Source organism: Sphingomonas sp., assembly GCF_017744835.1.
Taxonomy (GTDB): domain Bacteria; phylum Pseudomonadota; class Alphaproteobacteria; order Sphingomonadales; family Sphingomonadaceae; genus Sphingomonas.
In genome coordinates this window covers 1,066,915-1,091,162 of sequence record NZ_JAGIAM010000001.1, presented here as the reverse complement: position 1 = coordinate 1,091,162, position 24,248 = coordinate 1,066,915, and the positions used below count along the sequence as shown (strand labels likewise).

Annotated in this window: 26 protein-coding genes; 12 read left to right on the top strand and 14 right to left on the bottom strand. The window is 70.5% G+C overall.

Annotated features, from left to right (window positions below; genetic code table 11):
- Window positions 1-2: 2 nt before the first annotated feature.
- The 13 genes from J7500_RS05265 to J7500_RS05205 all read right to left on the bottom strand — a co-directional run bounded on the left by J7500_RS05265 (window position 3) and on the right by J7500_RS05205 (window position 9,627).
- On the bottom strand, window positions 3-809 hold the full coding sequence (locus J7500_RS05265) for a DUF2163 domain-containing protein (RefSeq protein ID WP_294060451.1): 807 nt from the start codon (window positions 807-809) through the stop codon (window positions 3-5).
- Window positions 806-3,058, bottom strand: coding sequence for a DUF2460 domain-containing protein (locus J7500_RS05260; RefSeq protein ID WP_294060450.1), 2,253 nt, complete (start codon window positions 3,056-3,058; stop codon window positions 806-808). Before J7500_RS05260 ends, J7500_RS05265 begins: the two co-directional genes overlap by 4 nt.
- Window positions 3,059-3,130: 72 nt before the next feature.
- On the bottom strand, window positions 3,131-3,724 hold the full coding sequence (locus tag J7500_RS05255; RefSeq protein WP_294060449.1) for a tail tape measure protein: 594 nt from the start codon (window positions 3,722-3,724) through the stop codon (window positions 3,131-3,133).
- Window positions 3,711-3,911 carry a phage tail assembly chaperone gene (locus tag J7500_RS05250; RefSeq protein ID WP_294060448.1) on the bottom strand — a complete coding sequence of 67 codons (201 nt, stop codon included), beginning with the start codon at window positions 3,909-3,911 and terminating at the stop codon, window positions 3,711-3,713. Before J7500_RS05250 ends, J7500_RS05255 begins: the two co-directional genes overlap by 14 nt.
- Window positions 3,908-4,222, bottom strand: coding sequence for a gene transfer agent family protein (locus J7500_RS05245; RefSeq protein WP_294060447.1), 315 nt, complete (start codon window positions 4,220-4,222; stop codon window positions 3,908-3,910). Before J7500_RS05245 ends, J7500_RS05250 begins: the two co-directional genes overlap by 4 nt.
- A complete protein-coding gene (locus tag J7500_RS05240; protein WP_294060697.1) occupies window positions 4,219-4,599 on the bottom strand; it encodes a phage tail protein in 381 nt (126 codons plus the stop codon). The genes J7500_RS05245 and J7500_RS05240 overlap by 4 nt, the downstream gene beginning before the upstream one ends.
- Before the next feature lie 207 nt (window positions 4,600-4,806).
- Window positions 4,807-5,358: a hypothetical protein gene (locus tag J7500_RS05235; protein WP_294060446.1), complete on the bottom strand. Its 552-nt coding sequence runs from the start codon at window positions 5,356-5,358 to the stop codon at window positions 4,807-4,809.
- 95 nt (window positions 5,359-5,453) lie between these two features.
- Window positions 5,454-6,512 (bottom strand): phage major capsid protein, encoded by a 1,059-nt coding sequence (locus J7500_RS05230; protein ID WP_294060445.1) that lies wholly within the window; start codon window positions 6,510-6,512, stop codon window positions 5,454-5,456.
- The gene (locus J7500_RS05225; RefSeq protein WP_294060444.1) at window positions 6,509-6,904 is read right to left on the bottom strand and encodes an HK97 family phage prohead protease; all 396 of its coding nucleotides are present in this window, start codon (window positions 6,902-6,904) and stop codon (window positions 6,509-6,511) included. Before J7500_RS05225 ends, J7500_RS05230 begins: the two co-directional genes overlap by 4 nt.
- Window positions 6,901-7,209, bottom strand: coding sequence for a DUF6127 family protein (locus tag J7500_RS05220; protein WP_294060443.1), 309 nt, complete (start codon window positions 7,207-7,209; stop codon window positions 6,901-6,903). Before J7500_RS05220 ends, J7500_RS05225 begins: the two co-directional genes overlap by 4 nt.
- A gap of 31 nt (window positions 7,210-7,240) precedes the next feature.
- Window positions 7,241-8,353 carry a phage portal protein gene (locus J7500_RS05215; RefSeq protein WP_294060442.1) on the bottom strand — a complete coding sequence of 371 codons (1,113 nt, stop codon included), beginning with the start codon at window positions 8,351-8,353 and terminating at the stop codon, window positions 7,241-7,243.
- A gap of 23 nt (window positions 8,354-8,376) precedes the next feature.
- Window positions 8,377-8,811 (bottom strand): hypothetical protein, encoded by a 435-nt coding sequence (locus J7500_RS05210; RefSeq protein ID WP_294060441.1) that lies wholly within the window; start codon window positions 8,809-8,811, stop codon window positions 8,377-8,379.
- A gap of 144 nt (window positions 8,812-8,955) precedes the next feature.
- Window positions 8,956-9,627: a spermidine synthase gene (locus tag J7500_RS05205; protein WP_294060440.1), complete on the bottom strand. Its 672-nt coding sequence runs from the start codon at window positions 9,625-9,627 to the stop codon at window positions 8,956-8,958.
- Window positions 9,628-9,959: 332 nt separating this feature from the next.
- Between J7500_RS05205 and J7500_RS05200 the strand changes: the two genes are divergently transcribed.
- From J7500_RS05200 to ftsH, 6 genes are all read left to right on the top strand, one after another.
- On the top strand, window positions 9,960-10,598 hold the full coding sequence (locus tag J7500_RS05200) for a hypothetical protein (protein WP_294060439.1): 639 nt from the start codon (window positions 9,960-9,962) through the stop codon (window positions 10,596-10,598).
- A 42-nt stretch (window positions 10,599-10,640) separates the two neighbouring features.
- Complete coding sequence (gene ptsP, locus J7500_RS05195) at window positions 10,641-12,917, top strand: phosphoenolpyruvate--protein phosphotransferase (RefSeq protein ID WP_294060437.1); 2,277 nt, start codon at window positions 10,641-10,643, stop codon at window positions 12,915-12,917.
- A 109-nt stretch (window positions 12,918-13,026) separates the two neighbouring features.
- A complete protein-coding gene (locus J7500_RS05190; RefSeq protein WP_294060436.1) occupies window positions 13,027-13,875 on the top strand; it encodes a helix-turn-helix domain-containing protein in 849 nt (282 codons plus the stop codon).
- A gap of 79 nt (window positions 13,876-13,954) precedes the next feature.
- The gene (locus J7500_RS05185) at window positions 13,955-14,902 is read left to right on the top strand and encodes a tetratricopeptide repeat protein (RefSeq protein WP_294060435.1); all 948 of its coding nucleotides are present in this window, start codon (window positions 13,955-13,957) and stop codon (window positions 14,900-14,902) included.
- Complete coding sequence (gene tilS, locus J7500_RS05180) at window positions 14,880-15,893, top strand: tRNA lysidine(34) synthetase TilS (RefSeq protein ID WP_294060434.1); 1,014 nt, start codon at window positions 14,880-14,882, stop codon at window positions 15,891-15,893. Before J7500_RS05185 ends, tilS begins: the two co-directional genes overlap by 23 nt.
- An 81-nt stretch (window positions 15,894-15,974) precedes the next feature.
- Window positions 15,975-17,936 carry an ATP-dependent zinc metalloprotease FtsH gene (ftsH, locus tag J7500_RS05175; RefSeq protein ID WP_294060433.1) on the top strand — a complete coding sequence of 654 codons (1,962 nt, stop codon included), beginning with the start codon at window positions 15,975-15,977 and terminating at the stop codon, window positions 17,934-17,936.
- Window positions 17,937-18,014: 78 nt separating this feature from the next.
- On the opposite strand, the gene J7500_RS05170 is transcribed toward ftsH, so the two are convergent.
- Window positions 18,015-19,067 (bottom strand): DUF3667 domain-containing protein, encoded by a 1,053-nt coding sequence (locus tag J7500_RS05170; RefSeq protein ID WP_294060432.1) that lies wholly within the window; start codon window positions 19,065-19,067, stop codon window positions 18,015-18,017.
- 46 nt (window positions 19,068-19,113) lie between these two features.
- Here J7500_RS05170 and J7500_RS05165 point away from each other — a divergent pair, with 46 nt between their 5' ends.
- The 6 genes from J7500_RS05165 (at window position 19,114) to J7500_RS05140 (ending at window position 24,189) form a co-directional block, all read left to right on the top strand.
- The gene (locus J7500_RS05165; RefSeq protein WP_294060430.1) at window positions 19,114-20,373 is read left to right on the top strand and encodes a glutamate-5-semialdehyde dehydrogenase; all 1,260 of its coding nucleotides are present in this window, start codon (window positions 19,114-19,116) and stop codon (window positions 20,371-20,373) included.
- Between the two features lie 71 nt (window positions 20,374-20,444).
- A complete protein-coding gene (locus J7500_RS05160; RefSeq protein WP_294060429.1) occupies window positions 20,445-21,491 on the top strand; it encodes an aldo/keto reductase in 1,047 nt (348 codons plus the stop codon).
- Window positions 21,488-22,147 carry a nicotinate-nucleotide adenylyltransferase gene (locus J7500_RS05155; RefSeq protein ID WP_294060696.1) on the top strand — a complete coding sequence of 220 codons (660 nt, stop codon included), beginning with the start codon at window positions 21,488-21,490 and terminating at the stop codon, window positions 22,145-22,147. Before J7500_RS05160 ends, J7500_RS05155 begins: the two co-directional genes overlap by 4 nt.
- Window positions 22,148-22,155: 8 nt before the next feature.
- A complete protein-coding gene (gene rsfS, locus J7500_RS05150) occupies window positions 22,156-22,536 on the top strand; it encodes a ribosome silencing factor (protein ID WP_294060428.1) in 381 nt (126 codons plus the stop codon).
- Between the two features lie 26 nt (window positions 22,537-22,562).
- Window positions 22,563-22,985 (top strand): 23S rRNA (pseudouridine(1915)-N(3))-methyltransferase RlmH, encoded by a 423-nt coding sequence (locus J7500_RS05145; protein ID WP_294060427.1) that lies wholly within the window; start codon window positions 22,563-22,565, stop codon window positions 22,983-22,985.
- Between the two features lie 19 nt (window positions 22,986-23,004).
- Window positions 23,005-24,189: a peptidoglycan DD-metalloendopeptidase family protein gene (locus J7500_RS05140; RefSeq protein ID WP_294060426.1), complete on the top strand. Its 1,185-nt coding sequence runs from the start codon at window positions 23,005-23,007 to the stop codon at window positions 24,187-24,189.
- The last annotated feature ends 59 nt before the right edge of the window (window positions 24,190-24,248 follow it).

Genomic DNA, 24,248 nt, shown 5'->3' with positions numbered 1-24,248 from the left:
AGTCACGCTCCCGGATAACGCGTCAGCAGGTCGATCCCCGGCAGATAGGGCTCCCCGCGGAAATTGACGGCGTTGCCGAACCGCCCGGCGCATGTCGCAAGCCGCTTGTCGCATCCCTCGATCAGCTCGACCAGCGCGCCCGCGGCCTCGAAGCGCGGCGGCCGACGAAGCACCAGTCCGCTGCCCTCCGATCGCGCGATCGCATCCTCGAGCCCCGAATTGGGGCCGCCGAACCAGCGCAGCAGCCCGCCGCCATAGGCATTGGCCTCGGGCTCGGCGCGATCGATCACCAGCGCCTCGCCTTCGACCGAGACCACGCGTGCGAACCGCCTCCGCCTCGCCATGGGCACGCGGCAGCGCTTGTCGCCCAGGGCCGCGCGGCAATCGGGCGAGGTCGCCTCGACCACCGGCCGCTCGAGCCCCGCCGCGATTCCTCGCAGCTCAGCCGTGAGCATGCCGCCTGCGGTCTCGACTGCGCCGATCGTCCCTTCGCCGAGCGCGACCCGTTCCCCGGGCGCGCTCCAATCGGTCGCGAACGGCACCACCCGTGCCCCGTCCCAGCGCCCAGCGAGCAGGTCCGTCTCCGAGATCGCCTCGCCGGTGAGCGCGCCGGTCACGTCCATGCTGCCGGCATCCAGGCTCGCGCTGCGCTGGATCGCGCTCGGCGTCATCCCCGGTGCCGCGCGATAGACCAGGCCGTCGATCTCGAGGTCCCGATCATGCGCAGTCAGCCCGATCGTCACGCCGTCGCGCCGCTCGATGCGCCAGCACAGCGCGATCGTCGTGAGCTCGCCGTCCAGGAAGCTCATTCGCGTACCTCCACCAGCGGCACGCTCGGGGCCGCGCCGGCCAGGAAGGTCGCCCGGCTCACGCGCAGGCGATCCTCCGCGAAGCGCACCGGAACGTCGAAGACGAAGCGCGCGGTCACGGCTGAACCTGCTGGCGGCGGTTCGTCGAGCGTCACCACGCCTCCCGGCCCGAGCGCGAACGCGACGGCCCCGCCGTCCACTTCCACACTTACGCTCCCCGCCACCGGCCGCGTGATCCGGCGCGCGACCCCATCATAATGTTTCACCAGAGCGAACACCGCATTCACCCCGTCACCGATCCCGATCGGCTCGTCCGTGGCCTGCCAGTCGAACGGATCGCGCAGCCGAAACGCCCGCGCTGGCCCCATGCGCGCGCGGAAGAAGGCGAGCAGCTCGGCGATATCCGCCTCGGATCGCACGCCCGGCCCCACGTCATAGCTGGTCCGCGCCTCGGCCCATTCGGCGTTGCGCACTTCGCGGCCTCCCGCGCTCGTCACCACTGCGGTCGAGACCTCGGGAATCACTTCCGCTTCGCGCCCGAGCGCGAGCGGAAAGAGCACGTCGTCGAACGCGTCCACGTCTTCCTCCTGATCGAAATGCACCAAGCCGTCGCGCAGCACCTGCGGCAGCGCCCAGACGAAGGTCGCCGCGACACCGCGCCGCAGCGCGCGCGCCGCCGCTTCGGCGATGTGCCGCCACTGGCGCTTGTCCTCCGGACGCAGGACGAAGCCCGCCAGATAATGCTGCTCCGCCGCCGGATAGCCGAGCCGCGCCTCCGCCAGCGCCACGCCCTTCGCGCTCGCCGCCGCATTGCCGGTCGCCGCCCAGTCGTAATCCTCGAGCTGGAGCAGATCGAAGGCCGGCCGCGCCCATCCGATCGGCAGGTTCGCCCGCTTGAGCTCGGGCATTGCGCGGTCGAGCACCGTCGGCAGATAGGCGAGCAGCATCACCTGCGCACCAGGCGCGGCCCCCTTTACGGCATCGCGCAGCGCCAACGTCGACTCTGCGAGCAGCGCGCCTGCCGCGTCGAGCACCGCCGGATCGGGGCTGCCGCGCAGATTCTGCTCCGTCGGATCCCCCAGCGCTGTGCGCGCCGCATCGTCATGGATGCATAGCCGTCCGTCGGGCATCACCCACCACCAGGGCTCGCCCACCTGGAATCTGACCGCCAGCCCCGCTTCGACGGCGATCTCCACGAACGCCAGCACCACCGCCCGCAGATAGGCCATCGCGCCCGAATGCGCGGGCGAGAGCAGCGCCGAGGGAGGGCTCCATCCCGTCAGTCCCGGCGCGCCGTCGGCGGCACGCTGCTTCCAGTCGTTCCAGCAGTGCTGGTCGAGCAGTTCGTAGGAGAGCGACCAGATCAATTCATAACCGAGCGCCTTCGCCCGCGCCGCGAAATCACGGTGCCACGCCGCGCAGGCGACATTCAGCACCCCGCGTGCCAGGCTGACGTAATAGCCGCCGTACAGCGCCTCGAGCCGGAAATAATGGCTCATCCCCACATAGTGCAGGATCGCGCCCCGATAGCCGAGCTGCAGCGCATTCCGCAGCAGCCGCGCCGGCGTCAGGTGATAGGAGTCGTCATAGCCGCTGGCGATCGAGAGCCCATGCTCGGGCACCACCACATCGCCGATCGCGAGCACCGACCCCGGCCCCTCGCAGGCCAGATCGCTCAGCTCTACCCAGCCCTCGACCGCCGCGGGCAAATCCCCCGCCGCGCCGCTATAACCCTGCGGCACCAGCGAGACGAACATCCGGTCGACGTCGCCCGCCCAAACAGGATCGGCCTCGCCCGGCAGAATGAACCCGCCGTCGACATGCGCGAAGTCGATCGAGACGACCGCATCCTCGTGCGTCCCCTCGGCATAGTTCCACAGCCGCACATACCAGGCGCGGGGCCTGCCCATGGCATCGCGCCCCTCGATCGTCAGCACCGGCCCGTTCACCGCGTCGAGCGGCAGCACGCCACCGGAGCGCCAGCGGAAGGAGAGGCGGCAGCCACGAAAGTCGCGGCTGGTCTCGTAGCGCAGCAGCACATGGTCGTGCCGATCCTCCGCTTCCCAGATCAGCCCGGCGAGATCATCCTGCCGATAGAAGACCGCGTCCACCCGCAGCGCGTCCGCCGCCATCGTGACGACCGCAGCCATCATCGGCCGCGGAAAATTGACGGTCCAATAGGCAGGATCGAAGCGCCCAACCACGCCCTCCACCTGCCCGCGTCGCTCGGACGCAAGCCAATGTGCCATGTTCTCCCTCTCCAGCGGATCGCTTTTCCGAAGTTCCGCTGCTCTCCCCTCTCCCGCCGGAAGAGGAGCTTTTCATTCGACCCCGGCCAGCGCTGCCTTCACTGCCCGCGCCACCTGGCGGCTCGACTGCGCCAGCGCGCGCGGCGCCTCGCCAACGGGGGCATTGACGGTGATCGACACGCGTATCTCGCGCGGCCCCGCCGTCACCGGCGCCGCCACGCTCCCCGCGCTCGCCGGCACGAACAGCTCGGGGCCCCGCTCGCCCACCCAATAGGGCCGTCCGGGGCTCACCGGTCCGCCCGTCGCACGCCCGGGGGCCCCGACCAGTCCGGCGAGCGCGGCGGACATTCCATAGTCCGGGCCATAGTCCGGGCCGCTCGTGCCGCCTTTCCCGCTGCGCCCGAACACCACGTCGAGTCCCTCGCGCACCGCTGCCGCGGCGATTTCGGACAGGATCTGGAGCGCCACTGCCTTGAGCTCCTCGAACCCCAGCTTGCCGCTCCGAACCGCCTTGAGCAGCGCGCTCTCGACTGCCCGCCCCGCCCTCTCTGCTCCCATCTCGAGCGGCCCTTCGAGCTCGTCCCGCATTGCCTCCACGTCGCGCGCGAAGCCCGTCGTGTCGGCGCGCACGCGTACGACCAGCCGGTCGATCTCATCCTCGTCCATCGCCAAACCGCTCCTCCAGTCGTGCGAGCTCGGCCGCGCCCAGCGGCGCCACCTCCTCGCCCGCAAGCGCACGCACCAGCGCTCCCAGCTCAGCCGGCGTCGCGCGCCAGAATGCCTCGGGGCTCCAGCCGAACGTCACCCCCGCCAGCCCCGCCAGCCGCAAGGCAGCATCCGCGAAGCGCATCACCGCCCCGCCAATATCTGCCCGATCAGCGCCTTGAGCGCCGGCATGTTCGCCGCCAGCCCGCGCACCGCGACGCTCTCCGCAAAGCCCTCGCGCGTCAGTCCCTCGGGCCGCTCGGCCAGACAGTGCCAGAACAGCGCGACCATCTCGGACAGCGACAGCCGCCCGTCGGCCGCGCGCTCGACCATCGCGAACAACGGCCCCACTTCCTGCTCCGCCGCCACCAGCGCCGCGAAGCTCGGCCGCAGCACCAGCTCGACGCCGCCGACCCGCAGCGCCGCCTCTCCCCGCGCGGGGTTCGCCGGCGCGCTCATGCGCTCACCACCGGCCCGGAGCTCTCCAGGCTCAGCGTGTAGCTGCGCTCGCCGTTGTAATCCCCGGCATAGTCGAGCCGCGTGACCAGGAAGCGGCCCGTCATCGTCTCGCCGCTCTCGAAGCTCAGCCGGTAATCGTCGAGCACCCCCGCCAGCGCATTGGCCTTGAGCCGCGTCTCCGCCGCCGATCCGGTGAACACGCCCGCGCCCGAGACGCTCACCGAGCGCACCCCAGCGCCCGACAGCAGCTCGCGCCAGCCGCCCGAATCCTTCGACGTGATCGCCACTGCCTCGCCGTTGACGCTCAGCTGCGTCGTCCGCAGCCCCGCCACGGTCGCATAGACCACCGGCACCGCGCCGTTCCCCACCTTGAGCAGGAACGCGCTCCACCAGCACCGCCAGCCGCCCCTCGCGCCCGGCCATGTCCTTGGTCCCCCAGTCGCCGAGCACCGGCTCGTCGACCAGCGCATAGGGGCGTGCGGCGCGGCTGGGCGGCATGTCGAACACCGCCGTGACTCCGTCCGCCAGCGGCGCATGCCCCTCCAGCGCCGCCTTCGCCGCCGCCTGGAGCAGCACGCGCGGGCTCATGCGACGCGGCTTTCGCCCAGGCGCATCCGCCGCCACGGCCGCCACAATGCAGCGACCGCGGCGGGCGGCGCCCCTCCCTGGGCCCGGGCCTCGAACAGATGCGCGATCAGCAGCACCGCCCCTTGCGCGATCGGCGCCGGCAGCGCCTCCCAGCTCGCCGCCAGCCCCGCGCTGTACGTCACGCGCACGTGCCCCGCCCCACCCGGCTGCATCACGCGCACCCAGCCCTCGCCGTTCGCGTCGATATCGACCGCATAGGCGTCGACCGGCAGCGCGAACCCCGCGCCTTCCGTCGCTACGCCCTCCACGCTCGCGATCGCCGTCGCCGGTGCCCCGGCAAGCCGCTGCCAGCACCGGTCCGCCGGTACCATGTCGCTCCATTCGCGCACCAGCAGCGCGCAGCCGGTGAAGGCCTCGCACAGCGCCAGCGCCGTCGCCGCATGGCGCACCAGCAGCGTGTCCTCGCTCTCTCCCGAAATCCTGAGATGCGCCTTGGCCGCGTCGCGCGCAGCCGCCAGCGCCGCCTCGTCGAAAGGCGGTGAAACCATGTCGCTCTCCCCCGTAAGAACTTCCCCTCCCCACTTGCGGGGAGGGGAAGCGCCCCCATCACGCCGCCGCGAACTTCATGAGCCACCGCCTCGTCTCACGAGGCGGAGAACTTCATGACCTTGATCGCTTCCGAATTGCTCACCATCCCGCCGACGCGCTTGGTCGCGTAGAAATGGACGAAGGGCTTGTTCGAATAGGGATCGCGCAGGATCTGCGTCTCCTGCCGCTCGGCGATCAGATAGCCGGCCTTGAAGTTGCCGAAGGCGATCGACAGCGAATTCGCCGCGATGTCGGGCATGTCCTCGGCCTCGACCACCGGATAGCCGAGCAGTGTCGCCGGCTGCCCCGCGGCGATCCCCGGCACCCACAGGAACGCGCCGTCGCTGGTCTTCATCTTGCGGATGCGCGCCAGCGTCGCCGAGTTCATCACCCAGCACGCCCCCTGGCGATAGGGCGCGCGCAGCGCCTGGACCAGGTCGATCAGCCTCTCCTCGGGGTTCGCCGCGAACGCCCCCGCCGCGCCGCTCAGCACATGCTGGAGCGTGCCGAACGGCCGCGTCGCGTCGCTCGCCACGGCCGTCGGCGCGGCCAGGAAGCCCTTGGGCTTGTTGACGCCGTTGCCGTTCACGAAGGCCGCGCCCTCGGCCACGGCGAACTCGCGCGCGATCTCGCCGGCCAGCCATTGCTCCACGTCGAACGCCGCGTCGTCGAGCATCGTCTGGCTCGCCGCGGGATTGGCGTAGAGCTCGCCCATCGGCGGCGCGACTTCGTTGAACACCGGTGCGTCGGTCTCGTCGCGCGGATCGGTCTCCCCCGCCCACCCGCTTTCGAACCCGCCGCTGCTGACCAGCTTGCGGTATCCCGAGGTGCCGACCTTCACCACATTGGCGATGCCGCGGATCGGCGAGATGCTCTTGAGCGTCGCATCGATCCGCGCGTCGATCTCCTCGGGCACCGCCAGCCCGCCGGCCGCGTCGCTCGTCCCCGACAGCGCCTTCACTTCCACCGCTCCCGCGCCGCCGCGCAGGAAGCTCTCGAAGCCGGCCCCCGTCGCCGGGCGCCCGCCCGCGAGCATCGGCCGCACCGGCGGCAATCCCCCCGCCTCCACCGGCTCGAAGCTCGCCTCGAGCGCATCCGTCACCACTTCGGTCATTCACCTTCTCCCCGGTTGAAATCCCCATCCACCGCATGCACCCGCGCCAGCGGCTGCATCGGGCTCGTGACCAGGCTCACTTCGACGAGTTGCACCTCCAGCAACTCGCGGCGCAGCCCCTGCCGCGCCGCGCGCACCCGGTATCCGAACGAAAGCCCTGTCACCGCTCCGCGGCGCACCGCCTCGGCCAGGCCGGCGTCCTCGACGCGCGCGATCACGCGCAGCCCGCGCCGGTCCTCCTGCAGCCGCTCGACCGCGCCGACCGGCGCGCCCTGGTGCTGCCACAGCAGCGGCACCGCGCCGTCGGCGCGAAAGGCGCCGCGCCGCACCACGTCGCCGCCCCGATCGGGCCGGTCGAACACCGCGGCATAGCCCGCGAACCTCAGGCTCACTTGAGCCAGCCGGGAAAGCCCAGCTTCACTGCCAGCCCGGCCAGCAGCAGCGCCACGCCCATTCGCCCGGCCCATTCGAACCCGGCCTTGAGCACCGATCGCTTGGCGTCGCGCCAGGCCCCCAGCAGCTCGCGCAGCTCGCCCATGTCCTTGGCCGCGCCCGCATCGTCGAGCCCCAGCCGGGCCAGCGCGCGCCGCGCTCCCACCTCGCCCGCCTCCTCCGCAATCGCGCGCAGCGTCGCCAGCTCCGCGCCTTCGGAGCGCGCCTGTTCCATCAGCTGCGCAAGCAGCATCTCGTCCGCCATCGCTCTTCTCCCGAAATGTGCGCGCGCAGGCTCAGGCGAGCCCCAGCAGCGCGCGCTTCTCCTCGCTCGTCAGGAAGTCCGCCCCCGCCACTTGCCGCCACAGCCGCTCGCGGTCCTCGGCCAGCGCGGTCACCTGGTCGACGTCCACGGCAAGCGCCGCCTCGGGGAACCATCCGTTCAGCCCCTGCGCCAGTGCGCCCAGGATCTTTCCCGCCAGCGGCAGCACCGCCAGCCGCCACAGCGCGCGATTGGCCTCGCGGTAGTTCGCATAGGCCGCATCGCCCGGTAGCCCGAGCAGCATCGGGGGCACGCCGAAGGCGAGCGCGATCTCGCGCGCCGCTGCGGCCTTCAGCCCCACGAAGTCCATGTCGGCCGGCGTCAGGCTCATCGCCTGCCACTTCAGCCCGCCCTCGAGCAGCATCGGCCGCCCGGCATTGGCCGCGCCGGCGAAACCCGCCTCCATCTCGGCCTTCAGCCGATCGAACTGCTCGGGCGCCAGCGTGGCCCCGTCGCCTGACTCATAGACCAGCGCGCCGCTCGGCCGCGCCGCATTGTCGAGCAACGCCTTGTTCCAGCGCGTAGCGGCATTGTGGATCGCGACCGCGCCGGCCGCCGCGCCCAGGCAGCCCAGTCCGTAGTGATCGTCGAGCGGCGCGAACGCCTTGATGTGCACCACTGCCGGCCGGCCGCCGGCATCCTCCGCCGCCAGCCGGCTGACATGCTCGCCCACCTTGTAGCGATAGGCGACCGGCCAGCCCCCGGCGTCGGCCTCGACGCTCACCCGGTCGGGTCTCAGCGCGAACAGCTCGCGCACCCGGCCCGCATCATCGGCCAGCAGCTGCACATAGGCATTGCCGTGGAGCAGCAGATGCGCCGCCACGGTCTCGGCGAGCAGCTGCCCGCCCGATCGCGCCGTCACCAGCGCCGGCAGCGCGGGATCGCTCGCCGTCAGCGGCGCCCCGCCGACGCTCTCGCTCACCAGCTTCACGGCGCGTTGCGCCACCGGATTGCGGCAATAGCCTTCGCGGACCTGCGCTTCATAAGAGCGCGGCCATTCGCCGATCGCCGCCCCGCCCGCCAACGTCCGCGCCAGCGCCGGGCGCACTGCCCCGCGCCCGGCCGCCTTGCGTCCGAACCATTTCATGCCAGCCCTCCCCGAACGCCGCCCTAGAGATTGTCGATCACGCATCCTGCCCAGCGCGCCTCGGCCTCGCCCGGAGTCACGCGCCCGCTCGCGTCGGCGTCAAGGCAGTGGAACGCCGCGACCGGCGCCCGCGCCAGTTCGTCGGCCCGCACGCGGCCGTCATGGTCCATGTCCTGGTCGAGGTAGCGCGCAACCAGCCAGGCGCGCAACGCGGCCCAGCCCGCGCCTTGGCGCCGCTCGGGCGCAATCGCCGCATCCACCATCGTCTCGATCTCGGCGCGATTCAGCCCGCCGTCGCGGTCCGCGTCATAGCGCGTCACCAGCAGCCCGAAGCCCGCCCGCACCGCCAGCTCGCCGTGGAGCGTCGTACACCCGGCGACGAGCATCCCCGCCGCCAACACGCACGCAAGTTCCCGTCCGCGCAGGGCCATGCCCAGCGCGCCAATATGCCCGATCATGTCCTTGTCTCCCCGAGGAAGCGCACCCGCTTCCCTCAAGCCCAAACCGTCACCCCCGCGAAGGCGGGGGCCCAGGAGTCAGAAGCGACGCACCATGCGGCGCCGGGTCCCGGCCTTTGCGGGGATGACGATCAAGAAAGGCCCCTACCGCCCCACCGCAAACCAGATCACGTGCCGAGGCCCCTTGCCGTTGCTGCGTGCCTTCACTGCCACTTCGTCGACGCGGAACCCCGCGTCCTTCAGCCGACGCGTGAAGGCCGCGTCGCTGCCGGCCGACCAGACCGCCAGTACCCCGCCGGGCCGCAGCGCCGCTTTGGCCGCCGCGAGCCCGCGCATCGAATAGAGCCCGTCGTTCGCCGCGCGCGTCAGCCCATCGGGGCCATTGTCGACGTCGAGCAGGATCGCGTCGTACGTCCCCCGTCCGCGCCCGATCACGGCGCCGACATCGTCGATCACCACGTCGACGCGCGGGTCGTCGAGGCATCCGTCAGCCAGCTCGGCCATCGGCCCCCGCGCCCAGTCGATGATCCCGGGCACCAGCTCGGCCACGGTCAGCTTCGCCTGTGGACCCAGCCGCCTGAGCGCCGCGCGCAACGTGAATCCCATGCCATAGCCGCCGATCAGCAGGTGCGGCGCCTGGCGCCCGCCCAGCCGGTCGATCGTCAGGTCGGCGAGCGCCTCTTCCGATCCGCTCATCCGGCTGCTCATCAGCTCGTTGCGGTCGAGCACGATCATGAAATCGCGCCCGCGCCGGAACAGCCGCAGCGGCTCGCCGCCCGGCACTTCGGCGGTGCCGATCAATTCACGCGGGACCATCACTCGCTCCTGTTGTGCGGGACGGCCCTACACCAGGGCGGCTCGCCCGGCACCCCTTTCGGGGCTCACCGGCGCAATTCACCAGCATGCCGATTCCTCTAGCATGCAGCGTCACGCTTGTCAATAGAAAATAACCAATCCGGTTCGTGATGGGCGGATAATATCTTCCGGATCGGCACTTGGATTTTCGTTACGCTCCTGCCTCCGTATAAGATCGGATGCACGATTGTGCAGCTTTTCCGCTGTCGCCAACCCGCTGATTTCCCGCGGCTTCCTACAATGAATCCATGGGGGCGCGGCCGATCCTTCTTCCGCGTCGCCGGGGAGGAATCATGAAGCACGCTATCCTTGGAACATTGTTCGCCGGCGCCCTGCTGGCAGCCGCGCCGGCGCTCGCGCAGGGCTGGAACCCGGCACCACCGCCGGGCGGCGCATCGCCCAACCAGCCGATCCCGGCACGCGACGCCGCAGGCAATTACCTGACGCCCAACAGCCACCTCACGCCCGAGGAGGCGAGCTGGCACGTCCGCGCCGCGCTCAACGTCGCCGCGCTCGGCTGCCGCGACGCGGACGAGGACTGGACCGTCGCCGCCTACAACCGGCTGCTCGCGCGTCAGCGCGGCGCGCTCGCCGCCGCCGATGCCGCAGTCAAGGCGCAGTACCGCCAGCGTTACGGCGCCGGGTGGGAATCGCAGCACGACCGCGAGATGACGCGCGTCTATAATTTCTTCGCCCAGCCGCCCGCGCAGCAGCGCTTCTGCGCCGCCGCGCGCGAGGCGCTGGCGCAGGTCGACACAGTCGAGCCGCAGGATTTCGAGCGCTTCGCCGCCGACGCGCTCCCGCGGCTCGAGGCGCCCTTCACCGATTTCTACCGCGCGTTCGAGGCGTGGCGCATGGCGAGCAGTGCGCCGCCCGCCACGCTGCTCGCCTCCGTCCCGGTGTCGCAATCAGTGCTTCCTTCACTTCCCTGATCCGCCATGGCGCGGCCTTGCACAATCTGTTAGCCCGCGCCCATGGCCCTTGCTGCTGCCGCTTCCGCCCGGGAGATTTTGACGCGCCTTCACGACGTGATGGCGAAGCGCCTCGCCGCCCAGTCGAAGCTCAATGCCGTCGTCGACATCATCGGCACCGCGCTCGATAGCGAGGTCTGTTCGATCTATCTGCTGCGCGAAGGCGTGCTCGAGCTCTTCGCCACGCGCGGCCTGTCGCAGGACGCCGTCCACGTCACCAAACTCGCGCTCGGCGAAGGCCTCGTCGGTACGATCGCGGCGAACGTGGAGACGCTCAATCTCGCCGAGGCTGCGACACACCCCGACTTCGCCTATCGCCCCGAGACGGGCGAGGACCGGTTCCACAGCTTCGCCGGCGTCCCGATCATCCGCCGCGAGCGCGCGGTCGGCGTGCTCGCCGTCCAGCACGTCGAGCCGCGCCGCTACGCCGATGTCGAGATCGAGGCGCTGCAGACCGTCGCGATGGTGCTCTCCGAGCTCATCGCCAATGCCGGGCTGATCGACGCCGCCGGCGCCGCATCGACCCGCCCCCAGGCGACCGGCGCGGTGCGCACGCACGGGTTCAAGCTCGTCGATGGCATGGCGCAGGGTCTCGCGGTGTTCCACCAACCGCGCATCACCATCGAGCACACGGTCGCCGAGGACATCGAGGCCGAGCGCCACCGCGTCTATGCCGCCTTCGACAAGATGCGCGAGCAGATCGAGCGCATGGCCAGCCAGGCCGAGTTTGGCGTGGGCGGGGAACATGATGAAGTGCTCCAGACCTACAAGATGTTCGCCTATGACGAAGGCTGGAGCCGCCGCATCAACGAGGCGATCGATTCCGGCCTCACCGCCGAGGCGGCGATCGAGCGCGTCCAGCAGCGCACCCGCCAGCGCATGCGCGAGATCGACGATCCGTTGCTCCGCGACCGCATGCACGACCTGGAGGATCTCTCCAACCGGCTGCTGCGCATCGTCTCCGGCCAGCTCGGCACTGCCGCCCAGCTCGGCCTCCGCCAGGATTCGATCCTGATCGCGCGCAACCTCGGCCCCGCCGAGCTGCTCGAATATGACCGGCGGCGCCTCAAGGGCGTGATCCTCGAGGAAGGCTCGCTCACCGCGCACGTCACCATCGTCGCGCGCGCGATGGGCGTCCCCGTGCTCGGCCGCGTCCGCAACGTCCGCCAGATCATCGCCGAGGGCGACATGCTGCTCCTCGACGTCGGCGAAGAGAGCCTGCTCGTCCGCCCAACCAATGCGATGCAGGAGGCCTTTTCGGCCAAGCTCGCGCTCAGCCAGAAGCGCCGCGCCGCCTTCGCGCAGCTCAAGGACCAGCCGCCCGAGACCAAGGACGGCCACCGCCTCACGCTGATGGTCAACGCCGGCCTGCGCGACGACGTCTCGGCGCTCGACCTCACCGGGGCCGACGGCATCGGCCTGTTCCGCACCGAATTCCAGTTCCTCGTCTCGGCGACGCTCCCCCAGCGCGAGGCGCAGCGCCGGCTCTACAAGGACGTGCTCGACGTGGCCGGCGATCGCCCGGTCACCTTCCGCACCGTCGACATCGGCGGCGACAAGGCGCTCCCCTATCTCAACCATGACGAGGAGGGGAACGAAGAGAACCCGGCAATGGGCTGGCGCGCGCTCCGGCTCGCGCTCGACCGCGACGGCCTGATGAAGGCCCAGGCCCGCGCGCTTCTCGACGCGGCGGCCGGGCGCACGCTCAACATCATGTTCCCGATGGTGTCCGAGCCCTGGGAGTTCGAGGAAGCGCGCGCGCTGTTCGAGGCGCAGCGCGCCTGGCTCGGCTCGCGCGGGCGCAAGCTGCCCACCGACATCCGCTACGGCGCGATGCTCGAAGTGCCCGCGCTCGCCGAAGTGCTCGACTTGCTGCTGCCCAGGCTCGACTTCCTCTCGATCGGCACCAACGACCTCACCCAATTCCTCTTCGCCGCCGATCGCGCGCATCCCAAGCTTGCGCTGCGCTACGACTGGCTGAGCCCATCGATCCTGCGCTTCGTCAAACGCGTCGCCGACCAGGCGCATGCCGCCGGTGTGCCCGTGGGGGTGTGCGGCGAGATGGGCGGGCGCCCGCTCGAGGCGATGGCACTGATCGGCCTCGGCATCGACCGGCTGTCGATCACCCCGGCCGCGGTCGGCCCGGTCAAGGCGATGATCCGCTCGCTCGATCGCAGCGCGATCCAGGCGATGATGGAGGCCGAACTCGCCGCGCCCCGCCTGCCGCTGCGCGAGACGCTTTCCGCCTGGGCTGCCGAGCACGGCGTGGAATTGGCCTGATATCTTGAGGATTTGCGTCACCCGCCGTTGACACGCGCAGCGGGCTGAGGGACACCGCCAGACAGGCGGGAGCCCAACGGGCCGCAACCCTCCCGCCCTGAGGTGAGGCATGGAAGGCGAAACCGCCCAGGAGCCGACGCTGTTTCCCACGACCGTGGGCGAGAAGCTGCGCGCCGCGCGCGAGGCGCAGGGGCTCGATCTTTCGGAAATCGCCAGCCGCACGCGCATCCCGCAGCGCCACCTCGAAGCGATCGAGAGCGGCAATTACGCCGGCCTTCCCTCGGTCACCTATGCGCTCGGCTTCGCCAAGGCCTATGCCCGCGCCGTCGGCGCCGACGAAGTCGCGATCGGGCGCGAGCTTCGTCAGGAGCTCGGCGACAATCCCGAGCGCGCCGCACCCGTCCCCTCCTATGAGATGCAGGACCCCAAGCGCGTGCCGCCCCGCGGGCTCGCCTGGGCCGGGCTGATCGTCGCGCTGCTCGTGCTCGCGGGCGTCGCCCTGTGGTACGGCACCAGCCTGTTCCGCGGCGAGGCCCCCTTGCCGCCCGAGACGCTGCCGATCGAAGCCAATGAGGCAACGCCGGCCCCGGCCGCCGACGCCAATGCCACCGCTCCCGCCGCGGCGCCTGCGCCCGCGAGTGGCGACCAGGTGACACTGGTTGCGACCGACACCGTCTGGGTCCGCGTCAGCGACGCGACCGGCCAGCGTCTCTTCGAAAAGGAAATGGCGCCGGGCGAGCGCTTCGACGTGCCGCGCGACGCCAATGGCCCGCGCCTGCGCACCGGCCGGCCCGACCGGCTCCAGGTGTTGGTCAACGGCTCGAGCGTCGCGCCACTCGGCACCGGCGAGCGTACGATCGAGGCCGAAGTGAGCGCTGCCGCGCTCAAGGCACGTCCTGCCGAACCCGCCGTCGCCGCGACTGCTTCGCCGGCTGCAAATACGATCGCGAACCCTTAAGGCTGGCGACAGGCATGGCGTGTCAGCTATGCCGTTGGACATGAACCCGATACGCTTTGCACCGGGGGGTGTAGTGAAGATGCGAAATTTGATGGCCGCAGCGGCGATCGCGATTGCAATCGCAGCCGGAGGCGTGGCGCAGGCCCAGACCGCGGTCGAGGGCCGCGTCGACAAGCTCGAGCGCGAGATGCGCGCCGTGCAGCGCAAGGTTTTCCCCGGCGGCGCCGGCCAGCTGGTCGAGCCGCAGATCACGCCGACGCCCGACACCAGCGTCCCCGGCGTACCCGCCAGTGCGCCGCTCGCCGATCTCACCCAGCGCGTGGCCGCGCTCGAGGGCCAGCTGACGACGCTCACCGGCCAGATCGAGCAGGGCGAGCATCGGCTGCGGCAGCTCGAGGAAGGGTTTGAGGCGTATAAAGCAGCGACCGATGCGCGGCTGAAGGCAGTCGAGGGCCGCTCGGCGCCTGCGCCGGCCGAAGGCACCGGCGGCCCCGAGATCGCGCCGGCCGACACGGGCGAGTCCGAGGCTCCGCGCGTCTCGGCGCGCCCCGTCGCGGTCGAGGACAAGCCCGCCGCCCGACCCACCGGCGCGCGCGCGCAGCAGCTCGCCGCGATCGAAAAGCCCAATTCGGGCGACCCCGCCGAAGACGGCTATCTCTACGGCTATCGCCTGTGGAGCGCGAAGCTCTATCCCGAGGCGCGCAAGGCGCTCGAGGCAGTCGTCACGCAATATCCCAAGCACCGCCGCGCCAGCTATGCGCAGAACCTGCTCGGCCGCGCCTATCTCGATGCCGGCGCGCCCAGCCTCGCCGCGGTCGCCTTCTACGAGAACTACAAGAAGAACCCCAACGGCGATCGCGCGCCCGACAGCCTCTATTATCTGGCCCAGGCGCTCACCAAGCTGAAGAAGCCCGCGAGCGAGGTCTGCAAGGTCTATGACGAGCTGACTCAGCTCTATGGCGGCAGCATCTCGGCCGAGATCAAGGCCGGGGTCGCAGAGGGCCGTGCCGCCAACAAGTGCAAGTGACCTGACGCCGCCGGCGGAGCAGGTCGCGCGCTTCCGGCGCGACTTGCTGGCGCTGACCGGCGAGGCCCCCACGCCCAAACGCAGGCTGGGCCTCGGCGTCTCGGGCGGGCCCGACAGCATGGCGCTGCTGCTGCTCGCCGCCGCCGCCTTTCCCGATGCGTTGTGCGTAGCGACCGTCGACCACGGCCTCCGCCCCGAAGCCGCCGAGGAAGCCGCGCTGGTCGCCGGCGTCTGCGCGCGGCTCGGCGTGCCGCACGCCACGCTCGCGCCCCCGCCCGGCTTCAGCTTCGCCGGCAATATGCAGGAGCGCGCGCGGATGCTCCGCTACACGGTCCTGGGCGAATGGGCGCGATCGAGCGGCGCCCCCTGGGTCGCGATTGCCCACCAACGCGACGACGTCGCCGAGACCTTGCTGATGCGCGCGCGCCGGGGATCGGGCGTAGCCGGCCTCGCGGCAATGCGCCGCGCCCGCGCGATCGCCGGCGGCACGCTTCTCGTCCGCCCGCTGCTCGACTGGTCACGCGCCGAGCTCGAGGGGCTCGCCGCGTGCAAGCGCGTGCCGATCGCAAAGGATCGCTCGAACCGCGATCCCCGCTACGATCGCAGCCGCATCCGCGCGCTGATCGCCGCCTCGCCCGATCTCGTGCCTTCGCGTCTCGCGCTGTCGGCCCAGAATCTGCGGCACGCCGAGGAGGCGATCGAATGGGCGCTCGCCCGCGAGGCCCCTGCGCGGCTGCGTTCCGACGACGCCGGCACCGTCACGCTCGATGCCGCCGGACTGCCCTATGAGCTCCGTCGACGGCTGGTCCGCGTCGCCGTCCAGCAGGTGCGCGATGCCGCGGGCGAAGACGCGCGCTGGCACGAGCAGGGGCTCGATCGGCTCGTCGCCACGCTCGACGCCGGCGGCACCGGTACGATTGCGGGGGTGAAAGCCAGCGCGAAATATGGTGAGTGGCGATTCTCCGCGGCCCCGCCGCGTCGATCACACTGATCGCCCTAAAGAGCGACGTTGTTCCATTGCCATTAAGACGGGCTACCCTATCTTGAGGGCCGGAAAGGTATCGAGCGCCACATGAACGACAACGACAAGCAGCAGGGTCCCGAGAACGGGAGCAATCCCTGGATGAAGAGCCTGTTGATCTGGGTGGGCATGTTTGCCGCGCTCGCGCTCTTCGTGATGATGTTCGAAGGGCGCAGCACCACTGCGACCGGCGACACGATCGCCTATTCGACCTTCCTCGACAAGGTCGAGGCGGGCGAGGTCAAGGACGTCAACATCGCGGTCGGCTCCGGCGTCGTCACCGGCACGCTGTCGAGCGACTCCAAGTTCCGCACCAACGTGCCCAACGATCCGCAGCTCATCCCGACGCTGCGCGAGAAGGGCGTGAAGATCAACGCGCGGCCCGAGGAGCAGCCGTCGATCTGGTTCTACATCCTCTACCAGTCGCTGCCGTTCCTGCTCTTCTTCGGCGTCGCCTTCTTCGTGCTCCGGCAGATGCAGAAGAATTCGGGCTCGGGCGCGATGGGCTTCGGCAAGTCGCGTGCGCGCCTGCTCACGCAGAAGGAAGGCAAGGTCACCTTCGACGACGTCGCCGGCATCGACGAGGCGCGCGAAGAGCTGCAGGAGATCGTCGAGTTCCTCAAGGACCCGACCAAGTTCGCCCGCCTGGGGGGCAAGATCCCCAAGGGCGCGCTGCTCGTGGGCAGCCCCGGCACCGGCAAGACTTTGCTCGCCCGCGCGATCGCGGGTGAGGCGGGCGTGCCCTTCTTCACCATCTCGGGCTCGGACTTCGTCGAGATGTTCGTCGGCGTCGGCGCGTCCCGTGTCCGCGACATGTTCGAGCAGGCCAAGAAGTCGGCCCCGTGCATCGTCTTCATCGACGAGATCGACGCGGTCGGCCGCAGCCGCGGCGCGGGCCTCGGCAACCAGAATGACGAGCGCGAGCAGACGCTCAACCAGCTGCTCGTCGAGATGGACGGCTTCGAGGCCAACGAGGGCATCATCATCATCGCGGCGACCAACCGCCCCGATGTGCTCGATCCCGCGCTGCTCCGTCCGGGCCGTTTCGACCGCCAGGTACAGGTGCCACGTCCGGACATCGAAGGCCGCGTGAAGATCCTGCAGGTCCATATGAAGAAGGTGCCGTTGGCGCCCGACGTGGACTCGCGGGTGATCGCGCGCGGCACTCCGGGCTTCTCGGGTGCCGATCTCGCCAATCTCGTCAACGAGGCCGCGCTGCTCGCCGCCCGTCGTGGCAAGCGGCTGGTCGCCGCGCAGGAGTTCGACGATGCGCGTGACAAGGTGCTGATGGGCGCCGAGCGCCGCTCGATGGTGATGACCGACGACGAGAAGCGGATGACCGCCTATCACGAGGCCGGCCACGCCCTGGTCTTCGCGCACGAGCCGACCGCCGATCCGATCCACAAGGCGACGATCATCCCGCGCGGCTTCGCGCTCGGCATGGTCCAGCCGCTGCCGGAGCGGGACAGCTACAGCTACCACCGCGACAAGATGCACGCCGACATCGCCGTGGCTTTCGGCGGCCGCGTCGCCGAGGAACTGATCTTCGGCTATGACAAGGTCTCGTCGGGCGCCTCGAACGACATCATGCAGGCGACGCGTCTCGCCCGCGCGATGGTCACGAAATGGGGTCTGTCCGACAATCTCGGCCCGCTCGACTTCTCGGAGAGCGAGGACAGCTTCACCGGCTATTCGGTGTCGCGCTCCAAGCCGATGTCGGACGAGACCGCGCGGCTGATCGACAGCGAAGTGAAGCGCTTCGTCGAGCAGGGCCTGACCCGCGCGCGCCAGATCCTCACCGAGCATGTCGACCAGCTCCACACGATCGCGCTGGCGCTGCTCGAGTATGAGACGCTGACCGGCGAGGAGATCAAGCGGCTGATCGCCGGCGAGGACCTCGGCCGCCCCGATCCGGGCGCCCCCACCAAGCCGGCCGTGGTCGCGGGGACATCGATCCCCAAGATCCGCAAGCCCAAGGGTCCGTTCGGCAACCCGGCCCCCCAGGGCGCCTGACCGCCGGACGCTCGAAAGAAAAAAGCCCTCCGCGAGGCTGCTCGCGGAGGGCTTTTTCTATGCGTCTCGCGCGCCGGCCTATCCCGCCCCGAGCAGGAAGAGGATGACGGCGAAGATCGCCAGGATGAAGAAGATGAAGAAGCTCAGCACCAGCGCGCGCGCCACTGCCGACCACCAGCGCAGCGCATAGGCCTGCTTGAGCTGCCGCGTGACGTGGACGAACGGCACCAGCGTCGCCGCCGTCCCGATGAACGAGGCAGGCACGCCGATCTTGCCCGCCAGCGTCAGCACGATGAACAGCAGCGACATGAACGCGATCGAATAGGTGATGAACACCGTATGGTCGTAGAGCTTGTACTGGCGCTTCCAGAAGAACAGCAGCCACACGAAAGGCAGCGAGAGCGGGATCAGCAGCCACGAGAATTTGTACGCGCTCGACTGGAACTTGTAGATCATCAGCGACGGGTTGTTCTGCCACTTCTCGATCAGGTGATCGAGCGCATGCCAGCCCGTGTGCTTGGTCACGCCCTGCGAAGCGCTGTCCTTCAGCTGTGCGGCGGCGGCGTCGAGGTCCTTCAGCCGCGCGTCGGCGTCGGCGATGTCCTTTGCCGTCTCGGCGCGGTCGCCGGCGTCGGATCCCGGATCGCGGCTCTGCTCGAGTGCCTTCTCGCGGTCCCCGACCACCTTTTCGCGTTCGAGCTTGATCGCCGCCATCGGATAGTCGTTGACCCCGCGCATGTCGGCCGGCGGGGATATTCCGGCGAAGGAGAAAACCGCGAACATCGCGAAGATCGAAAAGAGGAAGATCGCCATCGGCGAGACGAAGCGCGCGCGCTCGCCGGCGATGAAGCGCCGCGTCAGATCGCCCGGGCGCCAGGCGAGCATCGGCAGCGTGCGCCACAGCTTGCCTTCGAAGTGGAAGACGCCGTGCAATATCTCGTGCGCCACTGCGGCGAGCGACCGGTGGACGTGCCCCGCCTGCCCGCATCGATGGCAATGCGGGCCGACCAGCTCGGTCCTGCAATTGAGGCATGCGCCGCCATGCCCATGGCCTTCGCCTGCCGCCGACTCGACCGCCCGGCCGAGCAGCGCTCCGGTGATCATTTCACCCGCTGCGTCGATTTCCCCCATGCCATTCAGCTACCAGCTTCGCGCGCGCCGTGCTAGCGGGTGCGGCATGGCCGACACCGACATTCCCGCTTTGATCGCCGAAATGACCGGCCGCGCGCGCACCGCCGCGCAGCGGCTCGCCGCCATGTCGAGCGCACAGAAGAGCCGCGCGCTGCTCGCCGCCGCCCAGGCGCTGCGCGAGTCCGCCGACGCGATCGTCGCCGCCAATGCCGAGGACATGCGCGCCGGCGAAGCCTCGGGCCTCAGCGGCGCGCTGCTCGACCGGCTGCGGCTCGACCAGGGCCGGATCGACGCGATGGCCGCCGGCGTCGAGGCTGTCGCGAAGCTCGACGACCCGGTCGGCCGCGTGATCGAGCGCAGCGAGCGTCCCAACGGCCTGGTGCTCACCCGCGTCCGCGTGCCGATCGGCGTCATCGGCATCATCTACGAGAGCCGCCCCAACGTCACGGCCGACGCCGGCGCGCTCTGCGTCATGTCGGGCAATGCCGCGATCCTGCGCGGCGGCTCGGAGGCGATCCACAGCAATCGCGCGATCCACGCAGCGCTCGCCAGGGGTCTCGAGGCCGGTGGCGCCCCCGCCGACGCGGTCCAGCTCGTCCCCGTCACCGATCGCGCCGCGGTCGGCGCGATGCTCACGGCCGAGGGCGCGATCGACATGATCGTGCCGCGCGGCGGCAAGAGCCTCGTCGCGCGCGTCCAGGCCGAGGCGCGCGTGCCCGTGCTCGCGCACCTCGACGGGCTCAACCACACCTATATCGATCGGGCCGCCGATCCCGACATGGCGCTCAAGCTCGCGGTCAACGCCAAGATGCGCCGCACCGGCATCTGCGGCGCGACCGAGACTCTGCTGATCGACCGCGGCTTCGCCGATCCCGTCGCGATTCTCGAAGCGCTTCATCAGGCCGGCTGCGAGCTCCGCGGCGACGCCGAGGTCCAGGCGCTCCACCCCTTTGTGAAGCCGGCGAGCGACGCGGATTGGGATACCGAATATCTCGACGCGATCCTCTCGGTGAAGCTGGTCGACGGCGTCGACGCCGCGATGGACCACATCGCCCGCCACGGCTCGCACCACACCGACGCGATCGTCACTGCCGACGCGCCCACTGCCGAGCGCTTCCTCGCCGGCGTCGACAGCGCGATCGTGATGTGGAACGCCTCGACTCAGTTCGCCGACGGCGGCGAGTTCGGGCTCGGCGCGGAGATCGGCATCTCCACCGGTCGGCTCCATGCCCGCGGCCCGGTCGCGCTCGAGGGGCTGACGACCTACAAATGGGTGGTGCGCGGGAGCGGCCAGGCGCGGCCCTAGCGCATGGCGAATCGCGCGACGGGTCCCTATCTGCTGCGCGTTCGTCCGAACGCCCATCGAAAGGATTTCCCATGCGCATGAAGCCGCTCGGCCGCACCGGCCTGTTCGTGTCCGAAATCTGCCTTGGCACCATGACCTTCGGCGGCAAGGGCGTGTTCTCCAAGATCGGCGACCTGGGCCAGGCCGACGCCGACGCGCTGGTCAGCGCCGCAGTCGATGCCGGAGTCAATTTCATCGACACCGCCAACGTCTATTCGGAGGGGATGTCGGAGGAAATCACCGGCCAGTCGCTGCGCAACCTGGGCCTCGATCGCGACGCCTTCGTGCTGGCGACCAAGGTGATGGGGCCGATGGGCCCCGGTCCGAACAGCCGCGGCAGTTCGCGCAAGCACATCCTCGAGCAGGCGCACGCCAGCCTGCGGCGGCTCGGGACCGACTATATCGATCTCTATCAGATCCATGGCTGGGATCCCGCCGTCCCGATCGAGGAGACGGTGGACGCGCTCGACAGCCTCGTGCGCGCAGGGCACGTCCGCTACGTCGGCGTCTCGAACTGGGCGGCGTGGCAGATCGCCAAGGCACTAGGGATTGCCGAGCGGCGCCAGGCCGCGCGCTTCCAGACGGTCCAGGCCTATTACACGCTCGCGGGCCGCGACCTGGAGCGCGAAATCGGCCCGATGATCGCATCGGAGGGCCTGGGTCTGATGGTGTGGAGCCCGCTCGCGGGGGGCTATCTCTCGGGCAAGTATCGCGCCGGGTCGGCCGAGGGTCGCCGCGCGGGCTTCGATTTCCCGCCGGTCGATCACGCACGCGGCGACAAGGTGCTCGACGCTATGGAGCCGATCGCAGCGGCGCACGGCGTCTCGATGGCGCAGGTGGCGCTCGCCTGGCTCCTCCAGCGGCCCGAGGTCACCAGCATCATCGCAGGCGCCAAGCGCCCCGATCAACTCGCCGACAATCTTGCCGCGGCGGAGCTGCGCCTCTCGCCCGAGCAGGTCGCGACGCTCGACGCCGCCAGCGCGCTGCCGCGCGAATATCCGGGATGGATGATCGAGCGCCAGGGCGAATACCGCAGCGGCGGCATGGCGGGCGAGCCGCCGCGCGAGGGCTCCCGCTGAAACGCATCGGCCTTCTCGGCGGCTCGTTCAATCCGGCGCACCGCGGCCATCGCCGGCTCTCGCTCCACGCGATCCGCGCGCTGGGGCTCGACGAGGTCTGGTGGCTGGTCTCGCCCGGCAACCCGCTCAAGCCGCAGCAGGGCATGGCCCCCTATCAGGCGCGGCTCGCCTCGGCGCGGCGGATGGCGCGGCACACGCCGATCCGCGTCAGCGACTTCGAGGCGCGCGCCAAGACGCGCTACACCGCCGACACGCTCGACAAGCTCGTCCGCCGGCATCCCAAATGTCGCTTCATCTGGCTGATGGGTGACGACAACCTCGCCCAGTTCCACCTCTGGCGCGACTGGCGGAAGATCGCGCGGCAGGTTCCGATTGCGGTGGTTGCCCGCCCCGGATATAGTGACGACGCCCATGCAAGCGTTGCGATGGGTTGGCTGCGGCGCGCTGTGCGGCCCGCAGGCCAGGCGAAGAACTGGACGTGTTGGAGATTGCCGGCCCTCGTGCTGCTGCGCTTTCGCCCCGATCCGACTTCGGCGACACGCCTTCGGGCCGCCGACCCTGCCTGGCACCGGCACTTCATGAACGCGAGTCGCATCCCTATATCGGGCGCGTCCGTGCCGTCTCCACAGCCGCGCACAGGCTCGTTGAACCCTTAGGAGTTACCTTGGCCACATCCCCCAATGTCCAGCCCGTCGCCGGCGCCGAGAGCGTCGAGGCGCTGCATCGGCTCGTGCTGAGCTCGCTGGACGACGATCAGGCGGTCGAGACCGTCTCGATCCCGCTCGCCGGCAAGAGCAGCATCGCCGACTATATGGTCGTCGCTTCGGGCAAGTCGACGCGCCAGGTCGCGTCGATGGCGACCAAGCTCGCCGAGAAGATCAAGGCCGAGTTCGGCCGCTCCCCGCGCGTCGAGGGGCTTCCCAACGCCGATTGGGTGCTGATCGACGCGGGCGACGTGATCATCCACCTCTTCCGGCCCGAAGTGCGCACCTTCTACAATCTCGAGCGCATGTGGTCGTTCGGGGAACCCGCCGGCCAGGCGTGATTCGCGGATAGGGAGCAGCCGGGCACATGCTGCTCCACATCGTCGCGCGCGGCCGCATCGGCCGCAGCCCCGAGGCCGAACTCGTGGAGCGCTATCTCAAGCGCGTCCCCTGGCCCACGCGCGTCACCGAGCTTCCCGACACCGGCGGCCGCATGCCGGCGATCGAGGGCGCCACCCGCGTGGTGATGCTCGACGAAAAGGGCGAGAACCTGCCCTCGCGCACGCTCGCCGAGAAGCTCGGCCGCTGGCGCGATGACGGCATCCGCGAGACGCGCTTCCTGATCGGCGCTGCCGACGGCTTCGGCGATGCCGAGCGCGAGGGCGCCGACCTGCTGCTTTCCTTCGGCCGCGCCACCTGGCCGCACATGCTGGCCCGCGCGATGCTCGCCGAGCAGCTCTGGCGCGCCGCATCGATCCTTGCAAATCACCCCTATCACCGCGAAGGGTGAGCCGAGGGGGACGCGAACAATGGGACCCGCGCGAAGCATCACGCTGACCGCCGCGCTGCTGGCGATGCTGGGCGCCGGCGCGTTCGCGGGCGCGCAGGTGCCCACGCTCGGCGAGCAACAACAACGGCTCAAGGCAGCGAACCGCGCAGCCCAGGCCGCCGATGCCCGCGCCCAGGCGCTCGAGCGCGAAGCCGAGGGCCAGCGCGACCAGGCCGTCAAGGCGCGCGCGAGCGAGGCCGCCGCCGCCGAGCGCATCCGCGCCGCCGAAGCCGAGATCGCCGCCGCCGGCGCGCGCATCGCCATCGTCGACCGCCTCCTCACAGCCCAGCGCGCGCGCATGGCGCAGGGCCAGGGGCCGGTCGTGCGGCTGGTCGCCGCGCTCCAGTCGATGGCCCGGCGCCCCGCCATGCTCGGGCTCGTCCAGCCCGGCTCGACCGAGGACATGGTCCATGTCCGCGCCGTGCTCGCCACCACCATGCCGCTCGTCCAGGCGCGTACCGCCGGCATCCGCGCCGAGCTCGACCGCACCCGGCGCCTGCGCGCCAGCGCCGAAGCCGCGGTCGCGAAGGTGCGCGAAGGCCGCGCCCGGCTCGAGCAGGAGCGTACCGCGCTGGTCCGGCTCGAGGCCGAGCATCGTGCGCGCTCGCAGGCGCTCGGCCGCAGCGCGCTCGCCGAATCGGATCGCGCGCTCGCGCTCGGCGAGCAGGCGCGCGCGATCGTCGACCAGATGGAGACGATCGGCGCCGCTGCGCAAATCCAGTCGGAACTCGCCGCGCTTCCAGGCCCGCTCCCACGCCCCCCCGCGGCGGGCGAGACCGCCAAGCCCCTGCCGCGCCACGCGCCCGCCTATCGCCTCCCCGTCGCCGGGCGCGTCGTCACCGGGCTCGGCGAAGTCTCGGCGACGGGCGTGCGCGCGCGCGGCCTCACGCTCGAATGCGCTCCCAATGCCCCCGTCGCGGCGCCCGCCGCCGGCCGCGTGCTCTACGCCGGACCGTTCCGCGCCTATGGCGGCGTAGTGATCCTCGACCACGGCCATGGCTGGACGACTCTGGTCGCAGGGCTCGGCAGAATCGCCGTGCGCGTCGGCGACCAGCTCCGGCAGGGCAGCCCGATCGGCCGCGCCTCCGCCGGCGATGCGCCGCGCGTCACCGTCGAGCTGCGCCGCCGCGACGTGCCGATGGACCTGGCGCAGCTGCTCGATTGAGCCTTCCGCGCTATTCCGGCGGTGTAAAAGCCGCTATCCTGCACTAGATCAGGGCGGAA